General features: G+C 68.2%; 23 protein-coding genes. 12 read left to right on the top strand and 11 right to left on the bottom strand.

Features of this window, described 5'->3' with window-relative positions:
- Positions 1-19: 19 nt before the first annotated feature.
- Both kdsB and adk read left to right on the top strand, forming a co-directional pair.
- The gene (gene kdsB / locus PL79_RS15525; RefSeq protein WP_044848576.1) at positions 20-811 is read left to right on the top strand and encodes a 3-deoxy-manno-octulosonate cytidylyltransferase; all 792 of its coding nucleotides are present in this window, start codon (positions 20-22) and stop codon (positions 809-811) included.
- 208 nt (positions 812-1,019) lie between these two features.
- Entirely contained in the window at positions 1,020-1,682 is a 663-nt protein-coding gene (gene adk / locus PL79_RS15520; RefSeq protein ID WP_044848575.1) for an adenylate kinase, read from the top strand.
- 134 nt (positions 1,683-1,816) lie between these two features.
- On the opposite strand, the gene PL79_RS15515 is transcribed toward adk, so the two are convergent.
- Entirely contained in the window at positions 1,817-2,668 is an 852-nt protein-coding gene (locus tag PL79_RS15515) for a LysR substrate-binding domain-containing protein (protein WP_044848574.1), read from the bottom strand.
- A gap of 113 nt (positions 2,669-2,781) precedes the next feature.
- On the opposite strand from PL79_RS15515, the gene PL79_RS15510 reads away from it, so the two are divergent.
- Together PL79_RS15510 and PL79_RS15505 are read left to right on the top strand one after the other, a co-directional pair.
- The gene (locus tag PL79_RS15510) at positions 2,782-3,438 is read left to right on the top strand and encodes an FMN-dependent NADH-azoreductase (protein WP_044848573.1); all 657 of its coding nucleotides are present in this window, start codon (positions 2,782-2,784) and stop codon (positions 3,436-3,438) included.
- A gap of 247 nt (positions 3,439-3,685) precedes the next feature.
- Complete coding sequence (locus PL79_RS15505) at positions 3,686-4,444, top strand: SDR family NAD(P)-dependent oxidoreductase (protein WP_044848572.1); 759 nt, start codon at positions 3,686-3,688, stop codon at positions 4,442-4,444.
- Between the two features lie 79 nt (positions 4,445-4,523).
- On the opposite strand, the gene PL79_RS15500 is transcribed toward PL79_RS15505, so the two are convergent.
- Both PL79_RS15500 and murJ read right to left on the bottom strand, forming a co-directional pair.
- Entirely contained in the window at positions 4,524-5,366 is an 843-nt protein-coding gene (locus tag PL79_RS15500) for a SirB1 family protein (RefSeq protein WP_044848584.1), read from the bottom strand.
- Between the two features lie 8 nt (positions 5,367-5,374).
- Entirely contained in the window at positions 5,375-6,925 is a 1,551-nt protein-coding gene (murJ, locus tag PL79_RS15495; RefSeq protein ID WP_044848571.1) for a murein biosynthesis integral membrane protein MurJ, read from the bottom strand.
- A 304-nt stretch (positions 6,926-7,229) separates the two neighbouring features.
- On the opposite strand from murJ, the gene rpsT reads away from it, so the two are divergent.
- Positions 7,230-7,502: a 30S ribosomal protein S20 gene (gene rpsT, locus PL79_RS15490; protein WP_006482211.1), complete on the top strand. Its 273-nt coding sequence runs from the start codon at positions 7,230-7,232 to the stop codon at positions 7,500-7,502.
- A gap of 147 nt (positions 7,503-7,649) precedes the next feature.
- Here the strand turns inward: rpsT and PL79_RS15485 are convergent, their stop codons facing one another.
- Positions 7,650-7,970: a DUF3579 domain-containing protein gene (locus tag PL79_RS15485; protein ID WP_044848570.1), complete on the bottom strand. Its 321-nt coding sequence runs from the start codon at positions 7,968-7,970 to the stop codon at positions 7,650-7,652.
- Positions 7,971-8,385: 415 nt separating this feature from the next.
- Between PL79_RS15485 and argF the strand changes: the two genes are divergently transcribed.
- Entirely contained in the window at positions 8,386-9,315 is a 930-nt protein-coding gene (gene argF / locus PL79_RS15480; protein WP_044848569.1) for an ornithine carbamoyltransferase, read from the top strand.
- A 118-nt stretch (positions 9,316-9,433) separates the two neighbouring features.
- On the opposite strand, the gene murB is transcribed toward argF, so the two are convergent.
- A complete protein-coding gene (gene murB, locus PL79_RS15475) occupies positions 9,434-10,483 on the bottom strand; it encodes a UDP-N-acetylmuramate dehydrogenase (protein WP_044848568.1) in 1,050 nt (349 codons plus the stop codon).
- Positions 10,484-10,619: 136 nt separating this feature from the next.
- On the opposite strand from murB, the gene PL79_RS15470 reads away from it, so the two are divergent.
- Entirely contained in the window at positions 10,620-11,105 is a 486-nt protein-coding gene (locus PL79_RS15470; protein WP_014896235.1) for a YajQ family cyclic di-GMP-binding protein, read from the top strand.
- A gap of 117 nt (positions 11,106-11,222) precedes the next feature.
- Here PL79_RS15470 and plsY read toward each other — a convergent pair whose 3' ends face one another.
- Positions 11,223-11,861, bottom strand: a complete 639-nt coding sequence (gene plsY / locus PL79_RS15465; RefSeq protein ID WP_044848567.1) for a glycerol-3-phosphate 1-O-acyltransferase PlsY — start codon at positions 11,859-11,861, stop codon at positions 11,223-11,225.
- Positions 11,862-12,046: 185 nt separating this feature from the next.
- Positions 12,047-12,538, bottom strand: a complete 492-nt coding sequence (ybaK, locus tag PL79_RS15460; RefSeq protein ID WP_044848566.1) for a Cys-tRNA(Pro) deacylase — start codon at positions 12,536-12,538, stop codon at positions 12,047-12,049.
- A 377-nt stretch (positions 12,539-12,915) separates the two neighbouring features.
- On the opposite strand from ybaK, the gene PL79_RS15450 reads away from it, so the two are divergent.
- On the top strand, positions 12,916-14,478 hold the full coding sequence (locus PL79_RS15450; protein ID WP_044848564.1) for a class I adenylate-forming enzyme family protein: 1,563 nt from the start codon (positions 12,916-12,918) through the stop codon (positions 14,476-14,478).
- 68 nt (positions 14,479-14,546) lie between these two features.
- On the opposite strand, the gene xerD is transcribed toward PL79_RS15450, so the two are convergent.
- The 3 genes from xerD to queG all read right to left on the bottom strand — a co-directional run bounded on the left by xerD (position 14,547) and on the right by queG (position 17,266).
- The gene (gene xerD, locus PL79_RS15445) at positions 14,547-15,500 is read right to left on the bottom strand and encodes a site-specific tyrosine recombinase XerD (RefSeq protein WP_044848563.1); all 954 of its coding nucleotides are present in this window, start codon (positions 15,498-15,500) and stop codon (positions 14,547-14,549) included.
- A complete protein-coding gene (locus PL79_RS15440) occupies positions 15,500-15,967 on the bottom strand; it encodes a methylated-DNA--[protein]-cysteine S-methyltransferase (RefSeq protein WP_044848583.1) in 468 nt (155 codons plus the stop codon). Before PL79_RS15440 ends, xerD begins: the two co-directional genes overlap by 1 nt.
- Before the next feature lie 63 nt (positions 15,968-16,030).
- Entirely contained in the window at positions 16,031-17,266 is a 1,236-nt protein-coding gene (queG, locus tag PL79_RS15435; RefSeq protein WP_044848562.1) for a tRNA epoxyqueuosine(34) reductase QueG, read from the bottom strand.
- A gap of 17 nt (positions 17,267-17,283) precedes the next feature.
- Here queG and tsaE point away from each other — a divergent pair, with 17 nt between their 5' ends.
- A complete protein-coding gene (tsaE, locus tag PL79_RS15430) occupies positions 17,284-17,835 on the top strand; it encodes a tRNA (adenosine(37)-N6)-threonylcarbamoyltransferase complex ATPase subunit type 1 TsaE (protein WP_044848561.1) in 552 nt (183 codons plus the stop codon).
- Complete coding sequence (locus PL79_RS15425; protein ID WP_044848560.1) at positions 17,817-19,352, top strand: N-acetylmuramoyl-L-alanine amidase; 1,536 nt, start codon at positions 17,817-17,819, stop codon at positions 19,350-19,352. The genes tsaE and PL79_RS15425 overlap by 19 nt, the downstream gene beginning before the upstream one ends.
- A 45-nt stretch (positions 19,353-19,397) precedes the next feature.
- Here PL79_RS15425 and PL79_RS15420 read toward each other — a convergent pair whose 3' ends face one another.
- Positions 19,398-20,276 (bottom strand): EamA family transporter, encoded by an 879-nt coding sequence (locus PL79_RS15420; protein WP_185640843.1) that lies wholly within the window; start codon positions 20,274-20,276, stop codon positions 19,398-19,400.
- Positions 20,277-20,528: 252 nt separating this feature from the next.
- On the opposite strand from PL79_RS15420, the gene PL79_RS15415 reads away from it, so the two are divergent.
- Positions 20,529-21,410, top strand: a complete 882-nt coding sequence (locus tag PL79_RS15415; RefSeq protein WP_044848558.1) for a pirin family protein — start codon at positions 20,529-20,531, stop codon at positions 21,408-21,410.
- A gap of 52 nt (positions 21,411-21,462) precedes the next feature.
- The gene (gene trxA / locus PL79_RS15410; RefSeq protein ID WP_044848557.1) at positions 21,463-22,311 is read left to right on the top strand and encodes a thioredoxin; all 849 of its coding nucleotides are present in this window, start codon (positions 21,463-21,465) and stop codon (positions 22,309-22,311) included.
- Positions 22,312-22,395: the final 84 nt, after the last annotated feature.

The following is a 22,395-nucleotide window of genomic DNA, read 5'->3' as shown; positions in this document are numbered from 1 at the left end:
TTCTCACCGCTCAGCCCCGATGACTCATCCGCAGCCCTTCATCGCCGTCATTCCTGCCCGGCTCGCGTCGACGCGCCTGCCGAACAAGCCGCTCGCCGATCTCGGCGGCAAGCCGATGGTCGTGCGCGTCGCCGAGCGTGCGCGCGAAGCGGGCGCGCAGCAGGTGCTCGTCGCGTCCGACGCGCAGAGCGTGCTCGACGCGGCCCGCGAGCACGGTTTCGAAGCGGTGCTGACGCGTGCCGACCATCCGTCCGGCACCGACCGGCTCGCGGAAGTCGCCGCGACGTTCGGGTGGAGCGACGACACCGTCGTCGTCAACGTGCAGGGCGACGAGCCGCTGATCGACCCGGCGCTCGTCCGCGACGTAGCGTCGCACCTCGCCGCGCACCCGGACTGCGCGATCGCAACCGCCGCGCACCCGATCCACGACGCGGCCGACGTGTTCAATCCGAACATCGTGAAGGTCGCGCTCGACGCGCGCAACGTCGCGATGTACTTCTCGCGCGCGCCGATTCCGTGGAGCCGCGATGCGTACCAGCCGCACTGGCCCGACGTCGCGGCCATGCCCGCACCGGCCTTTCCGGTCTATCGCCACATCGGACTCTACGCCTATCGCGCGCGTTTCCTGCGCACCTATCCGTCGCTCGCGCAGGCGCCGATCGAGCAGGCCGAGCAGCTCGAACAGCTGCGCGCGATGTGGCACGGCGAGCGCATCGCGGTGCTGATCACCGAGCATGCACCCGAAGCCGGCATCGATACGCCGGCCGATCTCGCACGCGTGCAGGCCCTTTTTCGGCCGGGTTCAAAATAACCCGTGGCATAATCAGGCGATTGTGCGAGCCGTCCGCGACCCGCGCGTCCTAGCTTGACCCCGCCACGGCCTGTCCCGGCAGCCGCGCGTCGCCTTTCGCCGACGCGCCGCATCAGACCGGTCCGCCGCGCGCAAGGCAAGCCCCGCGCACGCTGTCGCCGACGCTTTTGCGTCTCGCCACACGAATCTACATACCGGAGATATCACCATGCGTTTGATCCTGTTGGGTGCGCCCGGCGCGGGCAAGGGTACCCAGGCAAACTTCATCAAGGAAAAGTTCGGCATCCCGCAAATCTCGACGGGCGACATGCTGCGCGCGGCCGTCAAGGCCGGCTCGCCGCTCGGCGTCGAGGCGAAGGGCTACATGGACGCCGGCAAGCTCGTGCCGGACGCGCTGATCATCGGCCTCGTGAAGGAGCGCCTGAAGGAAGCCGACTGCGCGAACGGCTACCTGTTCGACGGCTTCCCGCGCACGATCGCGCAGGCTGACGCGATGAAGGAAGCCGGCGTCGCGATCGACTACGTGCTCGAAATCGACGTCCCGTTCTCGGAGATCGTCGAGCGCATGAGCGGCCGCCGCACGCACCCGGCATCGGGCCGCACGTACCACGTGAAGTTCAACCCGCCGAAGGTCGAGGGCAAGGACGACGTGACGGGCGAACCGCTGATCCAGCGCGACGACGACAAGGAAGAAACCGTCCTGAAGCGTCTCGAAGTGTACGAAGCGCAGACCAAGCCGCTGATCACGTACTACGGCGACTGGGCGCAGCGCGGCGAGGAAAACGGCCTGAAGGCCCCGCAGTATCGCAAGATCTCGGGCCTCGGCAGCGTGGACGAAATCCGCGAGCGTGCGTTCGACGCACTGAAGTAAGCACCGCGTCGTGCACCGCAAGCCGCCCTTTCGGGGCGGCTTTTTTTTGGTTCATCGTGGAATTTCGTGAACCGGCGACGATGCATGTGCCTCTGGCCGCGCAAATCCCAACGCTGTCGCCGCGATGAACGTGGTCACCCGTTGTGCGCGAATGCCAGCACGATCGCGTTGCCCAGTTCATCGACAACCCTGGCCGACGCGCCCGGTGCCGCGAACATCGTGAACTCGACATCGGGCAGGGCCGGCAGTCCGGCATCCGGCGGAATCGCACGCAAGCCGTGCGCAAGTTGTGTGTGCACGATCGGCGTCACCGCAAGGCCCGCGTGCGCGGCGGCGCACAGGCCGGCGCCGCTCGGGCACACGAGCACGATCCGGTAATCCACGCCCGCTCGGGCCAGTGCTGCCAGCGAGGCCTCGCGATACGGGCAGGGTTCCGGCAGCAGCGCAATCGGCACCGGTACGCCAGGCGTGAGCGACGCCCAATCCGCACCGGCCCACACGAGCGGCTCGCGCCAGAGCACGCGTCCGGCGGGCCCGCCGTGGCAGCGCCCGCCCATCACCACATCCAGTTCACCGTGATCCAGCGCCTGGAGCAGATCGCCCGGGATACCCACTCTGATGCTGAATGCGATGCGCGGGTACCGCCCGGCAAACGCCTTCATCACATGCATCAGCCTGACGTTGGCGAGGTCTTCCGACAGACCCACGCGGATCGTGCCCGCGCTCGGTTCGCGCAGCAGTTGCGCCCGCGCGTCCTGATTGAGCGCGAGGATGGCGCGCGCGTAACCCAGCAGCAGCTCGCCGTCCACCGTGAGCGCGACCGAGCGCGTGGTGCGCACGAGCAGGTCACGGCCGACCTGTTTTTCCAGGCGGCGCAGATGCGCGCTGACCGCGGACTGCGTCAGATTCAGACGGGCCGCGGCATGCGTGAACCCGCCTTCCTGGACGACGGCCACGAAGGAGCGCAGCAAAACGGTATCGAACATGAGATGTCCCGCAATACAGTGCGAATGCTACTGAGTAGCGTGATGATACTTCGTTTATATTTCGAATCGAACTATGTTCTGATGAGGGCCGTCAACCCGTCAGGAGTCGTTCCATGTCGACCTTGCTTCATATCGAATCGTCCCCGCGCAAGTCGCGGTCCGCATCACTCGACGTTGCGCACGCGTATCTGGAAGCCTGGCGCGACGCGCATCCGGTGCATCGGGTCGACGTGCTCGATCTGTGGGCGACGCAATTGCCGGAACTCGACGGCGATGCGCTCGATGCCAAATACGCGGACTTGAGCGGCACGCCGCTCAGCGAAGGCCAGCAGCAAGCGTGGGCGGATTTCCGGCAGCTGGCGCAGCGGATGCACGACGCGGATACGCTGCTGTTCTCCGTGCCGCTGTGGAATTTTTCCATCCCGTACAAGCTCAAGCATTTCATCGACGCCGTGTCCCACCGCGGCCTCCTCTTCTCATTCGACGAGCGTGGGTTGGCGGGATTGCTGAACGGCAAGAAAGCCGTCGTGATCTATGCGAGAGGCCTCGACTATTCAAGGCAATCGAGCACGCCCGCCGAGTCGTTCGACTATCAGCGGCCGTTTCTTGAGGCGTGGCTGCGCTTCATCGGTATCACCGACATCGAATCGATCGTCGTCGAGAAAACGCTGTTTGGACTCGAAATCGATCACGCGGGCAGGGAGGCTGCGCGCGAACAGGCAGTGACGCTGGTACACGCGGCTTCAGCATCAGCTTCGGTTGACGGCTGAACTGGCCAACGGCTGGAGACCGCCGAGCGCCGACGGTCTTCCACGTGTTCGCCGGCAATCTTCGATGAACCTTTTTTCCGCCTGCGCCATCCGTTTCGTCCGACCTCGCACGACCTCGCACGACCGCGCCGGTCTCGCCGGCATCCGGCGGCGCCCCGTACAATCGATCGAATACGTGCGCCGCACGAACCGGCGCGGCGGCCGTGCCTCCGATCGACCGGCATCGGACCCAACCAAGGAGACAGTGATGGAGATTCGCGACAACGTCTTTCTGATCACGGGCGGCGCATCGGGCCTCGGCGCCGGAACGGCGCGCATGCTCGCTCAGGCCGGCGGCAAGGTCGTGCTCGCCGACCTCAACGAAGCAGCCGGCGCGGCGCTCGCGGGCGAACTCGGCGGCGTATTCGTGCGCTGCGACGTATCGAGCGAGGCCGATGCGCAGGCGGCCGTCGACGCCGCGACGCGCGCGGGCACGCTGCGCGGCCTCGTGAATTGCGCGGGCATCGCGCCCGCCGCGAAAACCGTCGGCAAGGACGGCGCGCATCCGCTCGACGTGTTCGCGAAGACGATCAACGTCAACTTGGTCGGCACCTTCAACATGATCCGGCTCGCGGCCGCCGCGATGGCCGCGACCGCGCCGAACGCCGGCGGCGAACGCGGCGTGATCGTCAGCACCGCGTCGGTCGCCGCGTACGACGGGCAGATCGGCCAGGCCGCGTATGCGGCGTCGAAGGCCGGTGTCGCTGGCATGACGCTGCCGATCGCGCGCGACCTGTCGCGCCACGGCATCCGCGTGATGACGATCGCGCCCGGGCTGTTCGAGACGCCGATGCTGCTCGGCATGCCGAAGGACGTGCAGGACGCGCTCGGCGCGATGGTGCCGTTCCCGCCGCGGCTCGGCAAACCGGACGAATACGCGATGCTGGTGCGCCAGATCGTCGAGAATCCGATGCTCAACGGCGAAGTGATCCGCCTCGACGGCGCGATCCGGATGCAGCCGAAGTAAGTGCAAGCAAGCAGCTGCAAAAAAAACGCCCGCGATGCGGGCGTGTCGACGTTCGGGGTGCCGGTGAGACTGCGACGGCTCAGTCCTCGCCGTCGCGCTGCATCCGCTGCCGCAACTCGGTCACCTGCGATTCGACGACGGTCGCGTCCTCCGCATCGGGCCGCTCGCCGAGATACTGCTCGAGATCCTCGAGCGCGGGGCGCAGGTAGTCGAGCCGCGCATACGCGAAGCCGCGGTCGCGCACTTCGTCGAGCTGTTCCGGCAGCAGGATCACGAGCCGCTGCTGGACCGCGAGCAGCCGCTGCCAGCGTTCCGTCTGCAGATAGATCGTCTTCAGGTTGCGCAGCATCCGCGCGATGATCTCGCGGCTCGTGGCCGGCTGCAGCAGCGCGCGCAACGCGCTGTCGACCGCGCCCGCCGCACGCGCGACGTAGGGCTCGAGCATCTCGACCATCTCGGCCTCGGACAGCGAATGGCCGTTGGTCGGATCGATGATCAGGTCGCCGTCCGGCAGCGTCACGCGCAGCAGGAAGTGGCCGGGGAACGACACGCCGCGCGCCGGCACGCCGATCTGCTCGGCGAGCTCCAGGTACAGCACCGACAGCGAGATCGGAATCCCGCGCCGCCGTTTCAGCACCGCGTTCAGGTGGCTGTTATCGGGGTCGTAGTAATCGTTGTGATTGCATGCGAAGCCGAGTTCGCGGAAGAAGAACTCGTTGAGCGCGGCGACGCGGTCCTTCAGGTCCGCATCGTCGGCGAGCCGGCGGCTCAGCCGCGCGGCCAGGATGTCGAGTTCGGCCAGCGTACCCTGCAGGTCGAGGTCGGGATACGCGTCCTGCGCAAGCGACAGCGCGGTTTCCGTGACGGGCAGACTGTCGTCGTCCGCCACGAGCGTGCTGAAGTAGTCGAGGACGCGGGTCATTGCGGTCGTCACTTGGCGCGCCTTCTGAAGTAAGCGTATTTGAAGCCCATCACCCACAACATACCGAAATATAGTGCAGCGAACAGCACGAGGCACGCGGCCATCAGTGCAATGCGATCGAGCGGCTGCGCACGCATGCCGGCCCAGTCGAAGTTGATCGCGCACCAGTGCATCAGGCCGGCGAGCACGAGCGCCGCGCCGATCAGCTGCACGAAGAAGCGCAGCCAGCCGGGCGACGGCTGGTAGATGCCGCGCTTGCGCAGCCCGAGGAACAGCAGCAGCGAGTTCAGGCAGGCACCGACGCCGATGCTCAGCGTGAGGCCCGCATGGCCGATCAGCGGCACGAACACGTAGTTCGAGATCTGCGTGACGATCAGCACGCCGATCGCGATCTTCACCGGCGTCTTGATGTCCTGCTTCGCGTAGAAGCCCGGCGCGAGGATCTTGATCAGGATGATGCCGACGAGACCAATCCCGTAGGTCGCGAGCGCGCGCGCGACCATCGTGACCGTATGCGCGTCGAACTTGCCGTAGTTGAACAGCGTCGCGGTGAGCGGCGTCGCGAAGAAGAACAGCGCGAGCGCGCTCGGCGCCGCGAGCAGGAACGTGACGCGCAGCCCCCAGTCGAGCAGCGCCGAATATTCATGCGAATCGGCGTCGACGTGCGCCTTCGACAGGCTCGGCAACAGGATCGTGCCGAGCGCGACGCCGAGCAGCGCGGTCGGGAACTCCATCAGGCGGTCGGCGTAGTTGATCCACGAGACCGCGCCCTGCCCGAGCCGCGACGCGATGTTGGTGTTGATGATCAGCGACAGCTGCGCGACCGACACCGCGAACGTCGCGGGCACCATCTTGGCGAGCACCCGCTTCACGCCGGGATGACGCAGCGCGCGCACCGGGTTGAGGCCGATCAGCGGCACCATGTCGATCTTCTTCAGCCCCGGCAGCTGCACGATGAACTGCAGCACGCCCCCCACGATGACGGCCCACGCGAGCGCGTAGACCGGCACCTTCAGGTGCGGCGCGACGAACACGGCCGCGGCGATGAACGCGACGTTGAGCAGCACCGGCGCGAACGCCGGCAGCGAGAAGCTCTTGTAGGTATTGAGCACGCCTGACGCGAGCGTCGTCAGCGAGATGAACACGATGTACGGGAACATGATCCGCGTCATCGTGACCGCGAGCGGAAACGCCTGCCCGTCGGTATGCAGGCCGGACGCGACCGCGAACACGACCCACGACGCGCCGGCGATCCCGACGACCGACAGCACGGCGAGCGCCCACGCGAGCACGGTCGACATCGCGTCGACGAGCGCCTTGGTCGCATCGTGCCCCTGCTGGTTCTTGAACTCGGCCAGGATCGGCACGAACGCCTGCGAGAACGCGCCTTCGGCAGACAGGCGGCGCAGCAGGTTCGGAATGCGGAAAGCGACGTAGAACGCGTCGGTGTATTGACTGGCGCCGAACGCACGGGCGATCAGCGTCTCGCGGGCCAGTCCGGTCACGCGCGACAGCAGCGTGAAGCCGCTGACCGTCAGCAGGGCTCGGAATAGATTCATGGGGCGCTTATTATACGGACGTTGCGAGGCCCGGCACGGACGGATGGCGAAAAGGGCGCGCGTCGCCGGCGCCCCCGTCCGGCCGACGTCACGTTGACCTTGCCACGCGCTTGATTTTGTTGCTATAATCGCCGGTTTCTGAGCCTGTTACATGCACGGCGCCTGTCGTTTTCATGTCTCGGCCTCGGTTAAAATCACCGTTTTTTATGCGCCCCTGGGCAATCGCTCTCAGGGGACGGATCGAAAAGCAGCGCTTGGCCGTCAGGCTCCAAGCTCTGGAAACAGGACAGGATAAGGAACCGTCATGGCTAACTCCGCACAAGCACGCAAGCGCGCCCGCCAAGCCGCGAAGGCAAATTCGCACAACTCGGCGCTGCGCTCGAAATTCCGTACCGCGATCAAGTCGGTTCGCAAGGCTGTTGAAGCCGGCGACCAGGCAAAGGCTGCCGAGCTGTTCAAGGCTGCCGTGAAGACGATCGACACGATCGCCGACAAGAAGATCGTTCACAAGAACAAGGCCGCTCGCAGCAAGAGCCGCCTCGCCGCAGCCGTCAAGGGTCTGCAGGCAGCAGCGTAAATCCGGCGTGCCCGCTTCGGCGGGCGCTCCTGTTTCCTGCGATCGCAAAAAAGCCCGCCTAGGCGGGCTTTTTTGCTGTGCGTCGCCCGCACATCGCGCCGGGCGACCGCCAGGCAGGGGCGCGGCACGCGCCCTCGCCCGTCGAACTCACTTCTTCTCGTGGTAGTCCGGCAGCTCGCACGCTTCGGTGACGACGAGGTTGTTGTCCTTCGCGAAATTCAGCACGAAATCGAACGCCATCGGCTCGACGTCGCGCAGCCGGGAATCGAGGATCACGCATTTGAGGTCGCCGAGCATCGTCGGGCGCACGTACAGCGAATATTTCAGGCGCGCGTTCGGCCCGCTCGCACCGGGCCCGAAGCAGGCCATCACGCCGGCCAGACGCTCCGACCAGTCGCTCGGGCGAAACTTTTTCCCGTCTTTCGTAATGCCCTGGATGAAGAATTCGGTCGGAGGGGTTTCAGCCATGTGGTTACCCAAGTGACGGCCCGGCGATGTCCAGGCGACAGCGCCCGGATACGCGAACACAAAGCTCGAGCGGACAGCGGCACTCGCGCTCCGATATCCCGAAAAAACAGGCTGTCGAGGCGTGCCGCCGACGCGCCGCACCGGATTTGTGCAGCGCATGGCTTGTGTCCGGCAGAGCGCGAAGAGGCTTGCCTGCCGGGCTGGAGAAGACTTTTGGATTATACCGCAGCGCGGCATCGCGCGTCGTCTCGCCGCCCGTCTTCCGGCGCCTTCCAGCGTGCGCCACGATCCCAACCCGGTTTTCGTCGCGGCTCGTCAAAGCACAGAAAATCCTTTATGCTGCTTTGAGTTATCCACACCCGACGGCGGCGCCGTCCGGCCCCGCGGCCGGTTCAGACCCGCCGTATTTCGTTTCATGACCGCCAAAACCATTCGTCACTACCTGCAGTTCAAGGATTTCTCGCTGGAAGACTACGAGTACGTGCTCGAACGCACGGGTATCCTGAAGCGCAAGTTCAAGAACTACGAGACCTATCACCCGCTGCACGACCGCACGCTCGCGATGATCTTCGAGAAGAGTTCGACGCGCACGCGCCTGTCGTTCGAAGCCGGCATCTTCCAGCTCGGCGGCCACGCGGTGTTCATGAGCACGCGCGACACGCAGCTCGGCCGCGGCGAGCCGGTCGAGGATTCCGCACAGGTCATCTCGCGGATGGTCGACATCATCATGATCCGCACGTTCGAGCAGGACGTGATCACGCGCTTCGCGCAAAACTCCCGCGTGCCGGTGATCAACGGCCTGACCAACGAATACCACCCGTGCCAGGTGCTCGCCGACATCTTCACGTACTACGAGCACCGCGGCCCGATCGCCGGCAAGACGGTCGCGTGGGTCGGCGATGCGAACAACATGCTGTACACGTGGATCGAAGCCGCGCAGATCCTCGGCTTCAAGCTGCGCCTGTCGACGCCGCCGGGCTATGCGCTCGACATGAAGCTGGTGGCGCCGGACAGCGCGCCGTTCTACGAGGTGTTCGACGATCCGAACGAAGCGTGCAAGGGCGCCGATCTCGTGACGACCGACGTGTGGACGAGCATGGGCTTCGAAGCCGAGAACGAAGCGCGCAAGCAGGCGTTTGCCGACTGGTGCGTCGATGAGGAAATGATGGGGCACGCGAATCCCGACGCGCTCTTCATGCACTGCCTGCCCGCGCACCGCGGCGAGGAAGTGACGGCCGGCGTGATCGACGGCCCGCAGAGCGTCGTGTGGGACGAGGCGGAAAACCGCCTGCACGTGCAGAAGGCGCTGATGGAGTTCCTGCTGCTCGGCCGCCTCAAGCACTGACCGCCGTACGCATCGCCGCCATCCGCGCGGCATGCGAAAAAAAGCGCCGATCGTCGTCGATCGGCGCTTTTTTGTTGGGTCGGACGAACGCGAACGAACCGCGCGGCGCAACACCGCGTTACAGGCACACGGGCTCGGGTTCGAGCTCGACGCCGAACCGTTCGCGCACGTCATCCTGGATCGCGCGCGCCAGCGCGAGCACGTCGGCGCCCGTCGCGCCGCCGCGATTGACCAGCACGAGCGCCTGCCGGTCGTGCACGGCCGCCGCGCCGAGCGCGCGCCCTTTCCAGCCGCAGCGGTCGATCAGCCAGCCGGCCGCGAGCTTCACCTGCCCGTCCGGCTGCGGATACGACACGACTTCGGGTGCGCGCGCGCGCAGCGCGTCGAACTGCGCGACGTCGATCACCGGATTCTTGAAGAAACTGCCCGCGTTGCCGAGCACGAGCGGATCGGGCAGCTTCGCGCGGCGAATCGCGACAACGGCGTCGAACACGTCGCGCGGGGTCGCGGCGTCCGGCGCGATGCCGCGTGCGTCGAGCTCGCGCGTGACGTCCGCGTAGCCGAGCCGCGGCGTCCAGCGCTTGGGCAGCCGGAACGTCACGGCGACGATCGCGAAGCGGCCGCGCCCTTCCCGCTTGAAGAAGCTGTCGCGATAGCCGAACCCGCAGCGCGCGGCGTCGAAGCGCTCGCTGCGCCCCGTCGCGAGCTCGACGGCGACCAGCGAATCGAAATAGGTCTTCATCTCGAGGCCGTATGCGCCGATGTTCTGGATCGGCGCGGCGCCGACGGTGCCCGGAATCAGTGCAAGGTTCTCGAGGCCCGGCATCCCGTGCTCGAGCGTCCACGCGACGAACGCGTGCCAGGTCTCGCCGCCGCCGGCCTCGACGTACCACGCGTCGTCGTCCTCGCGCACGACGCGGCGGCCGGCGATCTCGTCGAGCAGCACGACACCGTCGAAATCGCGCGTGAACACGATGTTGCTGCCGCCGCCGAGCACGAGCTGCGGCAGCGATGCGACGCGCGGGTCGCGGTGCAGCGCCTCGAACTGCGCCGCATGCGTGACGCGCGCGGCAAAGCGCGCCTTCGCGGCAATGCCGAACGTGTTGTGCGCGGCGAGCGGATGGTCGGGGAGCAGCGACAGGGCGGAATCGTCAGGAGGCATCGGCATTCGCGTTCACGTCCGCCGGGCCGGCAGACAGCCGGCCTTGGGCAAACGGAGGGGCATCGGTAAAATGGCAAACAGTCCGCAATTATAGCGAGTGCCCGCGCGCGAGCCGGGCGCCCGCATCTCAAGGGAGAATGCCATGCCATCGTTCGACGTCGTTTCCGAAGCGAACATGATCGAAGTGAAGAACGCCATCGAGCAGTCGAACAAGGAAATCTCGACGCGCTTCGACTTCAAGGGCTCCGACGCGCGCGTCGAGCAGAAGGAGCGCGAGCTGACGCTGTTCGCCGACGACGATTTCAAGCTCGGCCAGGTCAAGGACGTGCTGATCAACAAGCTCGCGAAGCGCAACGTCGACGTGCGCTTCCTCGACTACGGCAAGGTCGAGAAGATCGGCGGCGACAAGGTCAAGCAGGTCGTCACCGTGAAGAAGGGCGTGACGGGCGACCTCGCGAAGAAGATCGTCAGGCTCGTGAAAGACAGCAAGATCAAGGTGCAGGCGAGCATCCAGGGCGACGCGGTGCGCGTGGCCGGCACGAAGCGCGACGACTTGCAGAGCGTGATCGCGATGCTGCGCAAGGACGTGACCGACACCCCGCTCGACTTCAACAACTTCCGCGACTGATCGACGCGGTCGGCCGCGCCGTCAAGCGCGCCGTCGACCACGCCGTCGAACAGTCACGCCGCGCCGCCGGCCCCGCATGCGGGGCGCCCCGGCGGGCGGCGGCGGCAATCCCCTTCCTCAGGCCTTCCCGCCGTCCTGCGCGCCGCCGTCGGACGCCGCCTTCTTCTTGTCGCCGATCCGGCTTTCCTGCCCCGCCAGCAGCTTCGAGATATTGCCGCGGTGACGCCACACGAGCAGCACGCTCATCGCGAGCACGGCCCACGCGACCGGGTTGTGGCCGGTGCCGAACAGGAACACGTCGAACACCGGTGCGAACACGGCCGCCACCAGCGCCGCGAGCGACGAATAACGGAAGAAGAACGCGACGATCAGCCAGGTCAGCGCGGTCGCGAGGCCGAGCACCGGGTGCACGGCGAGCAGCACGCCGGCCGCTGTCGCGACGCCCTTGCCGCCCTGGAAGCGGAAGAACACCGGATAGAGGTGGCCGAGGAACACGGCGATCGCGACCCACGCGACGGCGACGTCGGACAGCCCGAAGTGCCGCGCGAGCCAGACGGCGAACCAGCCCTTGAACGCGTCGCCGACGAGCGTCAGGATCGCGGCCTTCTTGTTGCCGCTGCGCAGCACGTTGGTCGCGCCGGGATTCTTCGACCCGTACGAACGGGGATCGGCCAGGCCCATCGCGGCGCTGACGACGACGGCGAACGACACCGAACCGATCAGGTAGGCAACAAGTGCGGCGAGCAGGATCTGCATGCGGAAAACTCTTCTTCAACGTATCGGTAAAGGGACGGCCGGGCGCGGCGCCGCCGTCGCGGGCAGGCCTCGCCGCGGCGAACCGCCGGCAGGCCGTGGCAGCCGCCGTGCGGGCCGACCGGCCGACCGGCCGAAACGGCGCCCATTCTACCGAACGAGCGCGGCCTGCCACGAAGGTGAAACCCTCAGTCGACGCTCGCGCACTGCACGGGCGTCGCGCCGAGCAGCGTCGTGAGTACCGCCGGCGCGAGGCTGACGAGATAGCCGCGGCGGCCGCCGTTCAGGTAGATCGTCGGCAATTCAAGGATGGTCGACTCGACGTACACGGGCATCGTCTTGCGCGTGCCGAACGGCGACGTGCCGCCGACCAGATAGCCGGAATGGCGGTTCGCGACGTCGGGCTTGCACGGCTCGACGCGCTTCGCGCCGATCTGCCGCGCGAGGTTCTTGGTCGACACCGTGCGGTCGCCGTGCATCAGCACGATCAGCGGCTTCGCGTGCTCGTCCTCCATCACGAGCGTCTTCACGACGCTGTGCTCGTCGACGCCGAGCTGGCGCGCCGACTCGCCGGTGCCGCCGTGCTCGACGTAATCGTACGGATGCTCGCCGAACGCGACGCCGTGGCGGCGCAGCAGCTGGGTCGCGGGTGTCTCGGACACGTGTCTGGATTTGCTCATGGCGGCATTTTAATGGCGAACGACCGGCGGGCGGGCGGCGTTGCGGCCATCGCATGCATCGCACACCATTGCACACGAGCGCATCACGCCTTCGCCTTCGCCTTCGCCTTCGCCTTCGCCTTCGCCTTCGCCTTCGCCTTCGCCTTCGCCTTCGCGACAGCGTACCGGGCGCCGGCGGTATACTCGCGGCCCTTTTGTCCCGGGGCGAGCGCAGCCGCAGCCGCAGCCGCGTCGAGCCGATCCGCGCCGCACCGGCATCATTGCGGACATCGCGAACCGCTATTGCCCGATTGACCGATTGTGGCGCGCCCGCCGTCATGGCACGATCGTTCGCAAAACTTGCCGCGCCGCCGCCCGGCCCTTCTTCTGGAGACGCCATGTCCTCGCCTGTCCGCTCATCCGCGCCGCTCGACGTCGCGGCACTGCTCGCCGCGCTGCCCGGCCGCATCGCCGACGTGCCCGCCCGCTGGGCCGCGCAAGCGCCCACGCATCCGGCGCTGATCGAGGACGCGCGCCGCCTGTCGTACGGCGAGCTGGCGCGGGCCGTCGATGCGGCCGCCGAGCGGCTCGCGCGCCTCGGCGTGCGCGGCGGCGATCGCGTGATGATCGTCGCGGAAAACAGCGTCGCGCAGATCGTGCTGCTGTTCGCGGCCGCGCGCGTCGACGCTTGGGCGCTCGTGTCGAACGCGCGGCTGTCGGCCGGCGAGCTCGATGCGATCGCCGCGCACGCGCGGCCGAAGCTGATCGCGTTCGCGACGGAAGCATCGCCCGATGCGCGCACGCACGCGGCGCGCCACGGCGCGACGCCCGCCGACGCGCTGCCGGTCGACATCGGCGCGTGGTCGTACCGCGTCGACGCGAGCGCCCCCGACGAGCCGGTGGCACCCGACGGCGCCGCGCAGTGCGCGGCGCTGATCTACACGACCGGCACGACGGGTACGCCGAAAGGCGTGATGCTGTCGCACCGCAACCTGCTGTTCATCGCGGCGACGTCGAGCGCGCTGCGCGGCGTGTCGCCCGACGACGTCGTCTATACGGTGCTGCCCGTGTCGCACGTGTACGGGCTCGCGTCGGTCTGCCTCGGCAGCCTGTACGCGGGGGCGACGCTGCGGCTCGCGCCGCGTTTCGCGCCGGAGGCCGTGCGCGTCGCGCTCGCCGACGAAGGCGTGACGATCTTCCAGGGCGTGCCCGCGATGCACGCGAAACTGCTCGAGCACCTGCACACGCACGCGCACGCATGGCATGCGCCGCGGCTGCGCTTCGCGTATTCGGGCGGCTCGCCGCTCGACGCCGACCTGAAGGCCCGCGTCGAGCGCGTATACGGCGTGCCGCTGCACAACGGCTACGGCATGACCGAGAGCAGCCCGACGATCACGCAGACGCCGCTCGACGCACCGCGTACCGACTGCTCGGTCGGCGTGCCGATCCCGGGCGTCGAGATGCGGATCGTCGCACCGGACGGCACCGACGTGCCGCCGGGCGAAGTAGGCGAAATCCGCGTGCGCGGGCCGAACGTGATGCTCGGCTACTACCGCAACGCGGACGCGACGCGCGCGGCCGTGTCGCCGGACGGCTGGCTCAGCACCGGCGATCTCGCGCGCCAGGCAGCGGACGGCTCGGTGACGATCGCGGGCCGCAGCAAGGAGCTGATCATCCGCTCGGGCTTCAACGTGTATCCGGTCGAGGTCGAACAGGTGCTGAACGCGCACCCGGACGTCGTGCAGGCGGCCGTCGTCGGCCGTGCGATCGAGGGCAACGAGGAAGTGCTCGCGTTCGTCGAGCTGGTGCCGGGCGCGGCCGCGACCGAGGCCGCGCTGCAGGCGTGGTGCGCGGAACGGCTCGCGCCGTACAAGCGCCCCGCGCGCATCCGCGTGCTCGATGCGCTGCCCGCCGCATCGACGGGCAAAGTGCTGAAGCACAAGCTGCGCGAACTCGCGTGACGCGCGGCGCCGGCCGCATCCCGCCGCATCCCGCGCGCGGGCCGGCGCGCGGGCCGGCGCGCGCCGCGCTAGCCGCGCGGGTGGTGTTGCGCGTGCAGCGTCTTCAGCCGCTCGCGCGCGACGTGCGTGTAGATCTGCGTGGTCGAGATGTCGCTGTGGCCGAGCAGCAGCTGCACGACCCGCAGGTCGGCGCCGTGGTTCAGCAGGTGCGTCGCGAACGCGTGCCGCAGCGTATGCGGCGACAGGTGCGCGCGCACGTCGGCCTGCTGCGCGTGGCGCTTGATGATGTTCCAGAACTGCTGGCGCGTCATCCCGTCGCCGCGCGCGGTCACGAACAGCGCGTCGGCCGCGCGCGCGCCGAGCAACGCGGGCCGCGCGTCGCGCAGATAGCGCTCGATCCAGCCGTGCGCGACTTCGCCGAACGGCACGAGCCGTTCCTTCGAACCCTTGCCCATCACCCGCACGACACCCTCGTTGAGCCCGACCTCGACGGTCTTCAGCGTGACGAGCTCGCTCACGCGCAGCCCGCTCGCGTACATCAGCTCGAGCATCGTGCGATCGCGCAGGCCGAGCGGCGTGCCGATGTCGGGCGCACCGAGCAGCGCTTCGACCTGCGCCTCGGACAGCGTCGACGGAAACCGCGCGGCCTGCTTCGCCGACGTGATCCGCAGCGTCGGGTCCGCGCTCGCGTGACGCTCGCGCACGGCCCAGCCGTAATAGCGCCGGAACACCGACAGCCGCCGGTTCGACGACGTCGCCTTGCCGTCGCTGCGCGCGGCGATGTAGCCCGTCACCATCGCTTCGTCGGCCGAGTCGAGCGACGTGTCGTGCGTCGCGGCCAGCCATTGCGAAAACAGCGCCAGGTCGCGCCGGTACGCATCGAGCGTGTTGCGCGCGAGCCCGTGCTCGAGCCACAGCGCATCGCAGAACACATCGATCGACGCGCGGCTCGCGAGCAGCGCGGGCGATGCGTCGGACGCGGAATCGGAGTCGGAATCGGGGGAAAGCAACGGTTCGCTCATCAGTACGGCAAGCCTTCATGCGCCAGCAGCCAGCGCTTCACTTTCTGGTAATAGCCATTGTCGTCGTGATTCGCGAAACCGCCGAGGCCGCCGGCCGCGACGACGCGATGGCATGGAATCACGAGCGGGAAATAGTTCGCGCCGCACGCCTGGCCGACCGCGCGCGGCGCGCTGCCGATCCGCTTCGCGACCTGCCCGTAGGTCAGCACCGTGCCCGGCGGAATGTCGCTGATCACGTTCCACACGCGGTGCTGGAATGCACTGCCGACGTCGGCGAGCGGCAGGTCGAAGCGCGCCGACGCACGCTCGAAATACCGTTCGATCTGCTCGACCGCGCGCTTCGCGAGCGGCGAATCCGGATCGACCGACTTGACCGACTCGGGCAGATAGACGATCTCGCGCACCACCGCGCCATCGGTGCGGATGCCGACCTTGCCGAACGGCGCGTCGATGACTGCGTTGAACATGAACTTCTCCTGACCGGTGAAACACGCGGCGCCGCCGCGCGCCGACGACACTTTACGCCGCCTTCATGCGGCACGCAGCGCCCATTCGACATGCTCGCGCACGACCGGCGACGGATCGTCGGCCCGTGCGCGCAACGCGGCGACGATCGCGGTGCGCGCTTCGGGTGCGAGCCGATCGGCCGGCGCGCGCAACGCGTTGCCGAGCCCGACCGCGAGATTACGCAGCCAGCTTTCGTAACCGATGCGCCGGATCGCGCTGCCCTGCATCCGCGTGTCGAACGCGTCGGCGTCCCACGCGAACAGCTCGACGAGCGTCGCGCGGTCGAGCCCGTGCCGCACGTCGAAATCGGCGACGGGCGCGGCCTGCGCGAACTTGTTCCACGGACACACGAGCTGGCAGTCGTCGCAACCGTACACGCGGTTGCCGATCAGCGGCCGCAGCGGCTCCGGAATGCTGCCTTTCAGTTCGATCGTCAGGTACGAGATGCAGCGGCGCGCGTCGACGCGATACGGTTCGACGATCGCGCCCGTCGGGCACGCGCCGATGCAGCGCGTGCAGCTGCCGCAGTGCGCGCCGGGCGTCTCGGGCGCGCGCTCGGGCGCCGTTTGCGCGTCGGTCGGCAGCGGCACGTCGACGTAGATTTCGCCGAGGAAGAACAGCGAACCCGCGTCGCGCTGCAGCAACAGCGTGTGCTTGCCGCGCCAGCCGACCCCGGCCTTCTGCGCAAGCTCGACCTCGAGCACCGGCGCCGAATCGGTGAACACGCGGTAGCCGAATGCGCCGATCTCGCGCTCGATGCGCTCCGCGAGCGTCTGCAGCCGGTTGCGCAGCACCTTGTGATAGTCGCGGCCGCGTGCGTAGATCGACACGACGGCCGCCTGCGGATCGTCGAGACGCGCGCGCTCGCGGGCGCGCCAGTCGTGCGGCGCGAGCGCGCCGGATGACGCATCGGGCGCGTCGGCGGCGAGCGTTTCGGCCGGCAGATAGGCGAGCCGCGCGGAAATCACGCGTCGCGTACCGGCCACAAGTTCGGCCGGCCGCGCGCGTTTCATCCCGTGTTTCGCCATATAATCCATTTCGCCGTGGTACCCGGCTTCCAGCCAGGCGGCGAGGCCTGCTTCGGCATCCGAGAGATCGGTATCGCTGATGCCTATCGCCCCGAAACCCAATTCGCGCCCCCACGCCCTGATGCGCGCGGCGAGCGCAGTCAACGTCGCATCATCGAGCGCGCACGGCGCCGCGCCTTCGGCACGAGTCGAAGGCCTGTCGGATGCGGCGAGTTCCGGTAATCGGTTCATCGCACTATTTTACGAGAATGCCAGCCACGTCCCATACGCCTCATGCCGACACGCTGCCCGCCCCGCTCGCGGAGCGCGTGATCGCACTCGCCGACGAAGCGGCGACCGAGGCCTTCGGCACCCGCTTCGCGCACGCGCTCGACGCGGCGCGCAGCGAACTCGCCCATGCACACGCGTTCAACGGGCTGCAGATCCAGCTGATCGGCGACCTCGGCGCGGGCAAGACGACCCTCGTGCGCGCGATCCTGCGCGGCCTCGGCCACCCGGGGCGCGTGCGCAGCCCGACCTACACGCTGGTCGAACCGTACGCGTTCGCGCGCGACGACGGGGAACTTGAGGTCTATCACTTCGATCTGTATCGATTCAACGATCCGGCCGAATGGTCCGATGCAGGCTTTCGCGAGTATTTCAATTCCAGCGCGATCTGCCTCGTCGAATGGCCGCAGCAGGCGGGCCCCCTGCTCGGCGTGCCCGATCTGGTTTTCTCGCTCGACGTGGATGGCGACGGCCGCGCCCTCACCGTCCGTGCGTACAGCGCTTCAGGAAAGGCATGTCTCGAAAGATGTTGATCAAACCGTTCCGCTCGATCGAATCGGCGGCCACCGCCACGCACAACTGGCGGCGCCGCCAGATCCTGTGCGCGGGCGCGTCGACGCTGGTGCTCGGCCTCGTCGCGCCGCGGCTCGCGCACGCGTCGTCGGTGCTCGGCGTGCGTGTGTGGCCCGCGCGCGATTACACGCGCGTCACGATCGAATCCGACCAGCCGCTGCAGAATAGCCAACAGCTGCTGCAGGGTCCCGACCGGCTCGTCGTCGACCTGAACGGGCTCGATCTCGACCAGGCGCTGCGCGACCTCGTGTCGAAGATCGCGCCGAACGATCCGCAGATCCAGTCGGTGCGCGTCGGCCAGTATCAGCCGCACGTGGTGCGGATGGTGTTCGACCTGAAAGGCTCGGTGAAGCCGCAGGTGTTCACGCTGCCGCCGGTCGGCACCTACAAGTACCGGCTCGTGTTCGACCTGTATCCGGCCGTCGCGCCCGATCCGCTGACCGACCTGATCGCGCAGACGGAACGCAAGGAACAGGCGCTCAACGACACCGCGCGCGCGCAGCAGGTGCAGCCGCCGAGCGCGCTGAACGGGCCGGCGACGCCGCCCGTCGCGGGCAACGACAACAGCGACGCGTTCTTCCAGCGCTTCGCGCAGAACACGCCGGCCGCACCGCGCACGCCGCCGGCCGCCGCAACGCCGTCTTCGCCCGCCACGCCCGCGAAGCCGGCCGTCAAGCCGCCGCCCGTCATCGCGCGCCGCGACGACAGCGAGGACGACGGCGACACCTACAAGTTCACCGCGCCGAAATCCGGCAAGGGCGGCACCGTGCGCCTGCTGACGGTCGCGATCGACCCGGGCCACGGCGGCGAGGATCCGGGCGCGATCGGCGGCGGCGGCACGTACGAGAAGCACGTCGCGCTCGACATCGCGAAGAAGCTGCGCGCGAAGATCGACGGCGCGCCGAACATGCGCGCGATGATGACGCGCGACGCCGACTTCTTCGTGCCGCTGAACGTGCGCGTGCAGAAGGCGCGCCGCGTCGGCGCGGACCTGTTCGTGTCGATCCACGCCGATGCGTTCACGACGCCGTCCGCGCGCGGCTCGTCGGTGTTCGCGCTGTCCGACCACGGCGCGTCGAGCGCCGCGGCGCGCTGGCTCGCGAACAAGGAGAACTCGTCCGACCTGATCGGCGGCATCAACATCAAGACGCAGGACGCGGCAGTCAGCCGCGCGCTGTTCGACATGTCGACGACCGCGCAGATCCGCGATTCGCTGCGCTACGGCAACTACGTGCTGAAGGAAGTCGGCGGCATCAACAAGCTGCACAAGGGCTCGGTCGAGCAGGCCGGGTTCGCGGTGCTGAAGGCGCCCGACATTCCGTCGATCCTCGTCGAGACGGCGTTCATCAGCAATCCGGAAGAGGAAAGCCGGCTGAACGACGACAGCTATCGCGACCAGATGGCCGACGCGATCTTCCGCGGCATCAAGCGTTACTTCGCCGCGAATCCGCCGCTCGCGAAGAGCCGGATGGCCTGACCGGCCACCCTTCCCCGCCGCCGGCACGCGCTGCGTGCCGGCGCGTCACGACGCCGCGAAGCGGCGCGCGAGCTTCCCGCCGAACACGTTCACCGCGAGCCCGCCCATCACGAGCGCGGCGCCGATCAGCTGCGCGTCCGTCAGATGCTCGTCGAGCAGCAGCGCCGACGACGCGAGCCCGACGATCGGCACCAGCAGCGAGAACTGCGCGACCTGGGCGGCCGGATAACGCGACATCAGGCGGCTCCACAAGCCGTAGCCGAGCAGCGTCGCGACGAACGCGAGATAGACGACCGCGAAGATCGACGCGCCGTTCAGCCCGAGCAGCGCGGCCTCGATCCGCTGCGGCCCCTCGAACCACAGCGACAGCAGGAAGAACGGCACCGGCGGCACGAGGCTCGCCCACACGACGAGCGACACCAGGTTGGCCTTGCCCAGCTTCTTCGTGACGATATTGCCGAACGCCCACATCGCGGCCGAGCAGAGGGTCAGCAGGAAGCCCGCGAGCGTCATCGCGCGGCCGCCCTGCGCAGCGATCACGACGAGTCCGGCCGCGGCGACCGCGAGCCCGACCAGGCTCTGCACGCGCAGCCGCTCGCCGAGGAACAGCATCGCGAACACCAGCGTGAAGAATGCCTGCGACTGCAGCACGAGCGACGCGAGGCCGGCCGGCATGCCGACGTACATGCCGGTAAACAGGAGCACGAACTGGCCGAGCTGGATCGTCGCGCCGTACAGGATCAGCATGCGCCACGGAATCTGCGGCCGGCGCACGAAGAACACCGCGGGCACCGCGGCGAGCGTGAAGCGCAGCGCGCCGAGCAGCATCGGCGGCATGCCGTGCAGGCCGACCTTGATCACGACGAAGTTCACGCCCCACGCCAGGATCACGACCAGCGCGAGCAGCAAGTCCTTCGGGGCCATCATCGGCGTCTCCTCGATTTTGTCGGATGGTTTCCTGAACGCCGCTCAGTCTACCGAATTTCGCCACGCGACCCGATACCCGCGCGGCGCACATGGAATCGGCGCCAGGCACGGCGACGTGGCCGCGCCGCACGACGCGTGCCTGCCCCGCGGCCGCATCGCGCGGCGGACATCCGACTGCCCGTTGCACGCGTGGCCGCCGTGCCGCCAGTACAATGACCGGCATTCCTGCCGTTCCCCACGAGGCCCGCCATGACCGATCCGATCAAAGCCCTGCTGAAGCCGCACATCCGCGACATCGGCAACCTGCAGGTGCGCCGCACGCTGCCCGCGCTCGCCGCACGCCTCGTCGGCCCGTTCATCTTCTTCGATCACATGGGGCCCGCGACGCTGCCGGCCGGCACCGGGCTTGACGTGCGCCCGCACCCGCATATCGGGCTCGCCACCGTCACCTACCTGTTCGACGGCGCGATCCTGCACCGCGACAGCCTCGGCTCGCTGCAGGAGATCGTGCCGGGCGACGTGAACTGGATGACGGCCGGCCGCGGCATCGTCCACTCGGAGCGCACGCCCGACGCGCAGCGCGCGAGCGGCCACACGGTGCACGGGATCCAGACCTGGGTCGCGCTGCCGGTTGCCCACGAGACCACCGAGCCGTCGTTCGAGCACCATGCGGCCGACACGCTGCCCAAGCGCGACGAGAACGGCGTGTCGCTCACGGTGATCGCCGGCGACGCGTTCGGCCTGCGCTCGCCCGTCACGACGTTCTCGCGCACGCTGTACGTCGCCGCCGAATTCGCGGCCGGCGGCCGCCTCGAACTCGACGCATCGCACGAGGAACGCGCGGTCTACGTGGTCGACGGCGACCTGTCGATCGACGGCACGCCGGTGCCGGCCGAGCAGATGGCCGTGCTCGCACCGGGCGCCACCGTCACGCTCGCGAGCGGCAACGGCGCGCGCGCGATGCTGCTGGGCGGCGACAAGATCGACGGCGAGCGCTTCATCGAATGGAACTTCGTCGCCAGCAGCCGCGACGCGATCGAGCGCGCGAAACGGGCGTGGACGAACCAGGAAATGGGCAAGGTGCCCGGCGAAACCGAGTGGATTCCGCTGCCCGAGTCGAAGCCGCGTTGAAAAAGGGGCACGCCGCCCCCATCCTGACGACATTCGAACCGAAGAGAACGACATGGACACCACGCTTGCCACTTTCGAGAAAGACGTCATCGAGGCGTCGCTGGACACGCCCGTGCTGGTCGACTTCTGGGCGCCGTGGTGCGGCCCCTGCAAGACGCTCGGTCCGCTGCTCGAAAAGCTCGAAGCCGACTACGAAGGCCGCTGGAAGCTCGTGAAGGTGAACGTGGACGAGAACCAGGAGCTCGCCGCGCACTTCCAGACGCGCAGCATCCCGCACGTGATCGCGTTCGCCGACGGGCGCCCGGTCGACCAGTTCATCGGCGTGCTGCCGGAAGGCCAGTTGCGCGCGTTCCTCGACCGGCTGCTGCCCGCGCCCGACGAAGCCGAGCGCCGCGCCGCACAATACGCGATCGCCGAATCGCGCTACGACGATGCGATCACCCACCTCGAAGCGGCGCTCGCGCTGAACCCCGGCTTCGACGACGCGCGGCTCGACCTGATCGAACTGCTGCTCGCGAACAACCAGGTGGACGCCGCACGCGCCGAGGCCGAACGCCTGTCGCCGCAGACCGTGCAGGGCACCGATCCGCGCTACCAGGCGATCAAGACCCGTTTCGATGCGCTCGACGCGACGGCCGACCTGCCGCCGACCGACGCGCTCGAGGCGCGTATCGCGGCGAACCCCGCCGATCTCGACGCACGCTTCGACCTCGCGCAGAGCCTGATCGCGCGCCGCGCGTACGAAGGCGCGCTCGAGCAGTTGCTGGAAATCGTGCTGCGCGACCGCGCGTATGGCGACGACCTCGGCCGCCGTACGATGATCTCGGTGTTCGAGCTGGCGGGCGATCGCCCGGAACTCGTCGCCGCGTGGCGGCGCAAGCTGAGCATGGCGCTCAACTGACGAACCACCGGCCGGGCCGCGATGGCCTGGCCCACTCGCCTCGTCGCGCGCGGCCGGTCCGCCGCGCCGCAACATTCCTTGACG

Origin of the sequence: Burkholderia sp. USMB20, assembly GCF_000949135.2 — a bacterium.
Classification (GTDB): domain Bacteria; phylum Pseudomonadota; class Gammaproteobacteria; order Burkholderiales; family Burkholderiaceae; genus Burkholderia.
Note: the sequence above shows the minus strand (reverse complement) of the source record. Positions and strands in the feature narration are given on the sequence as shown.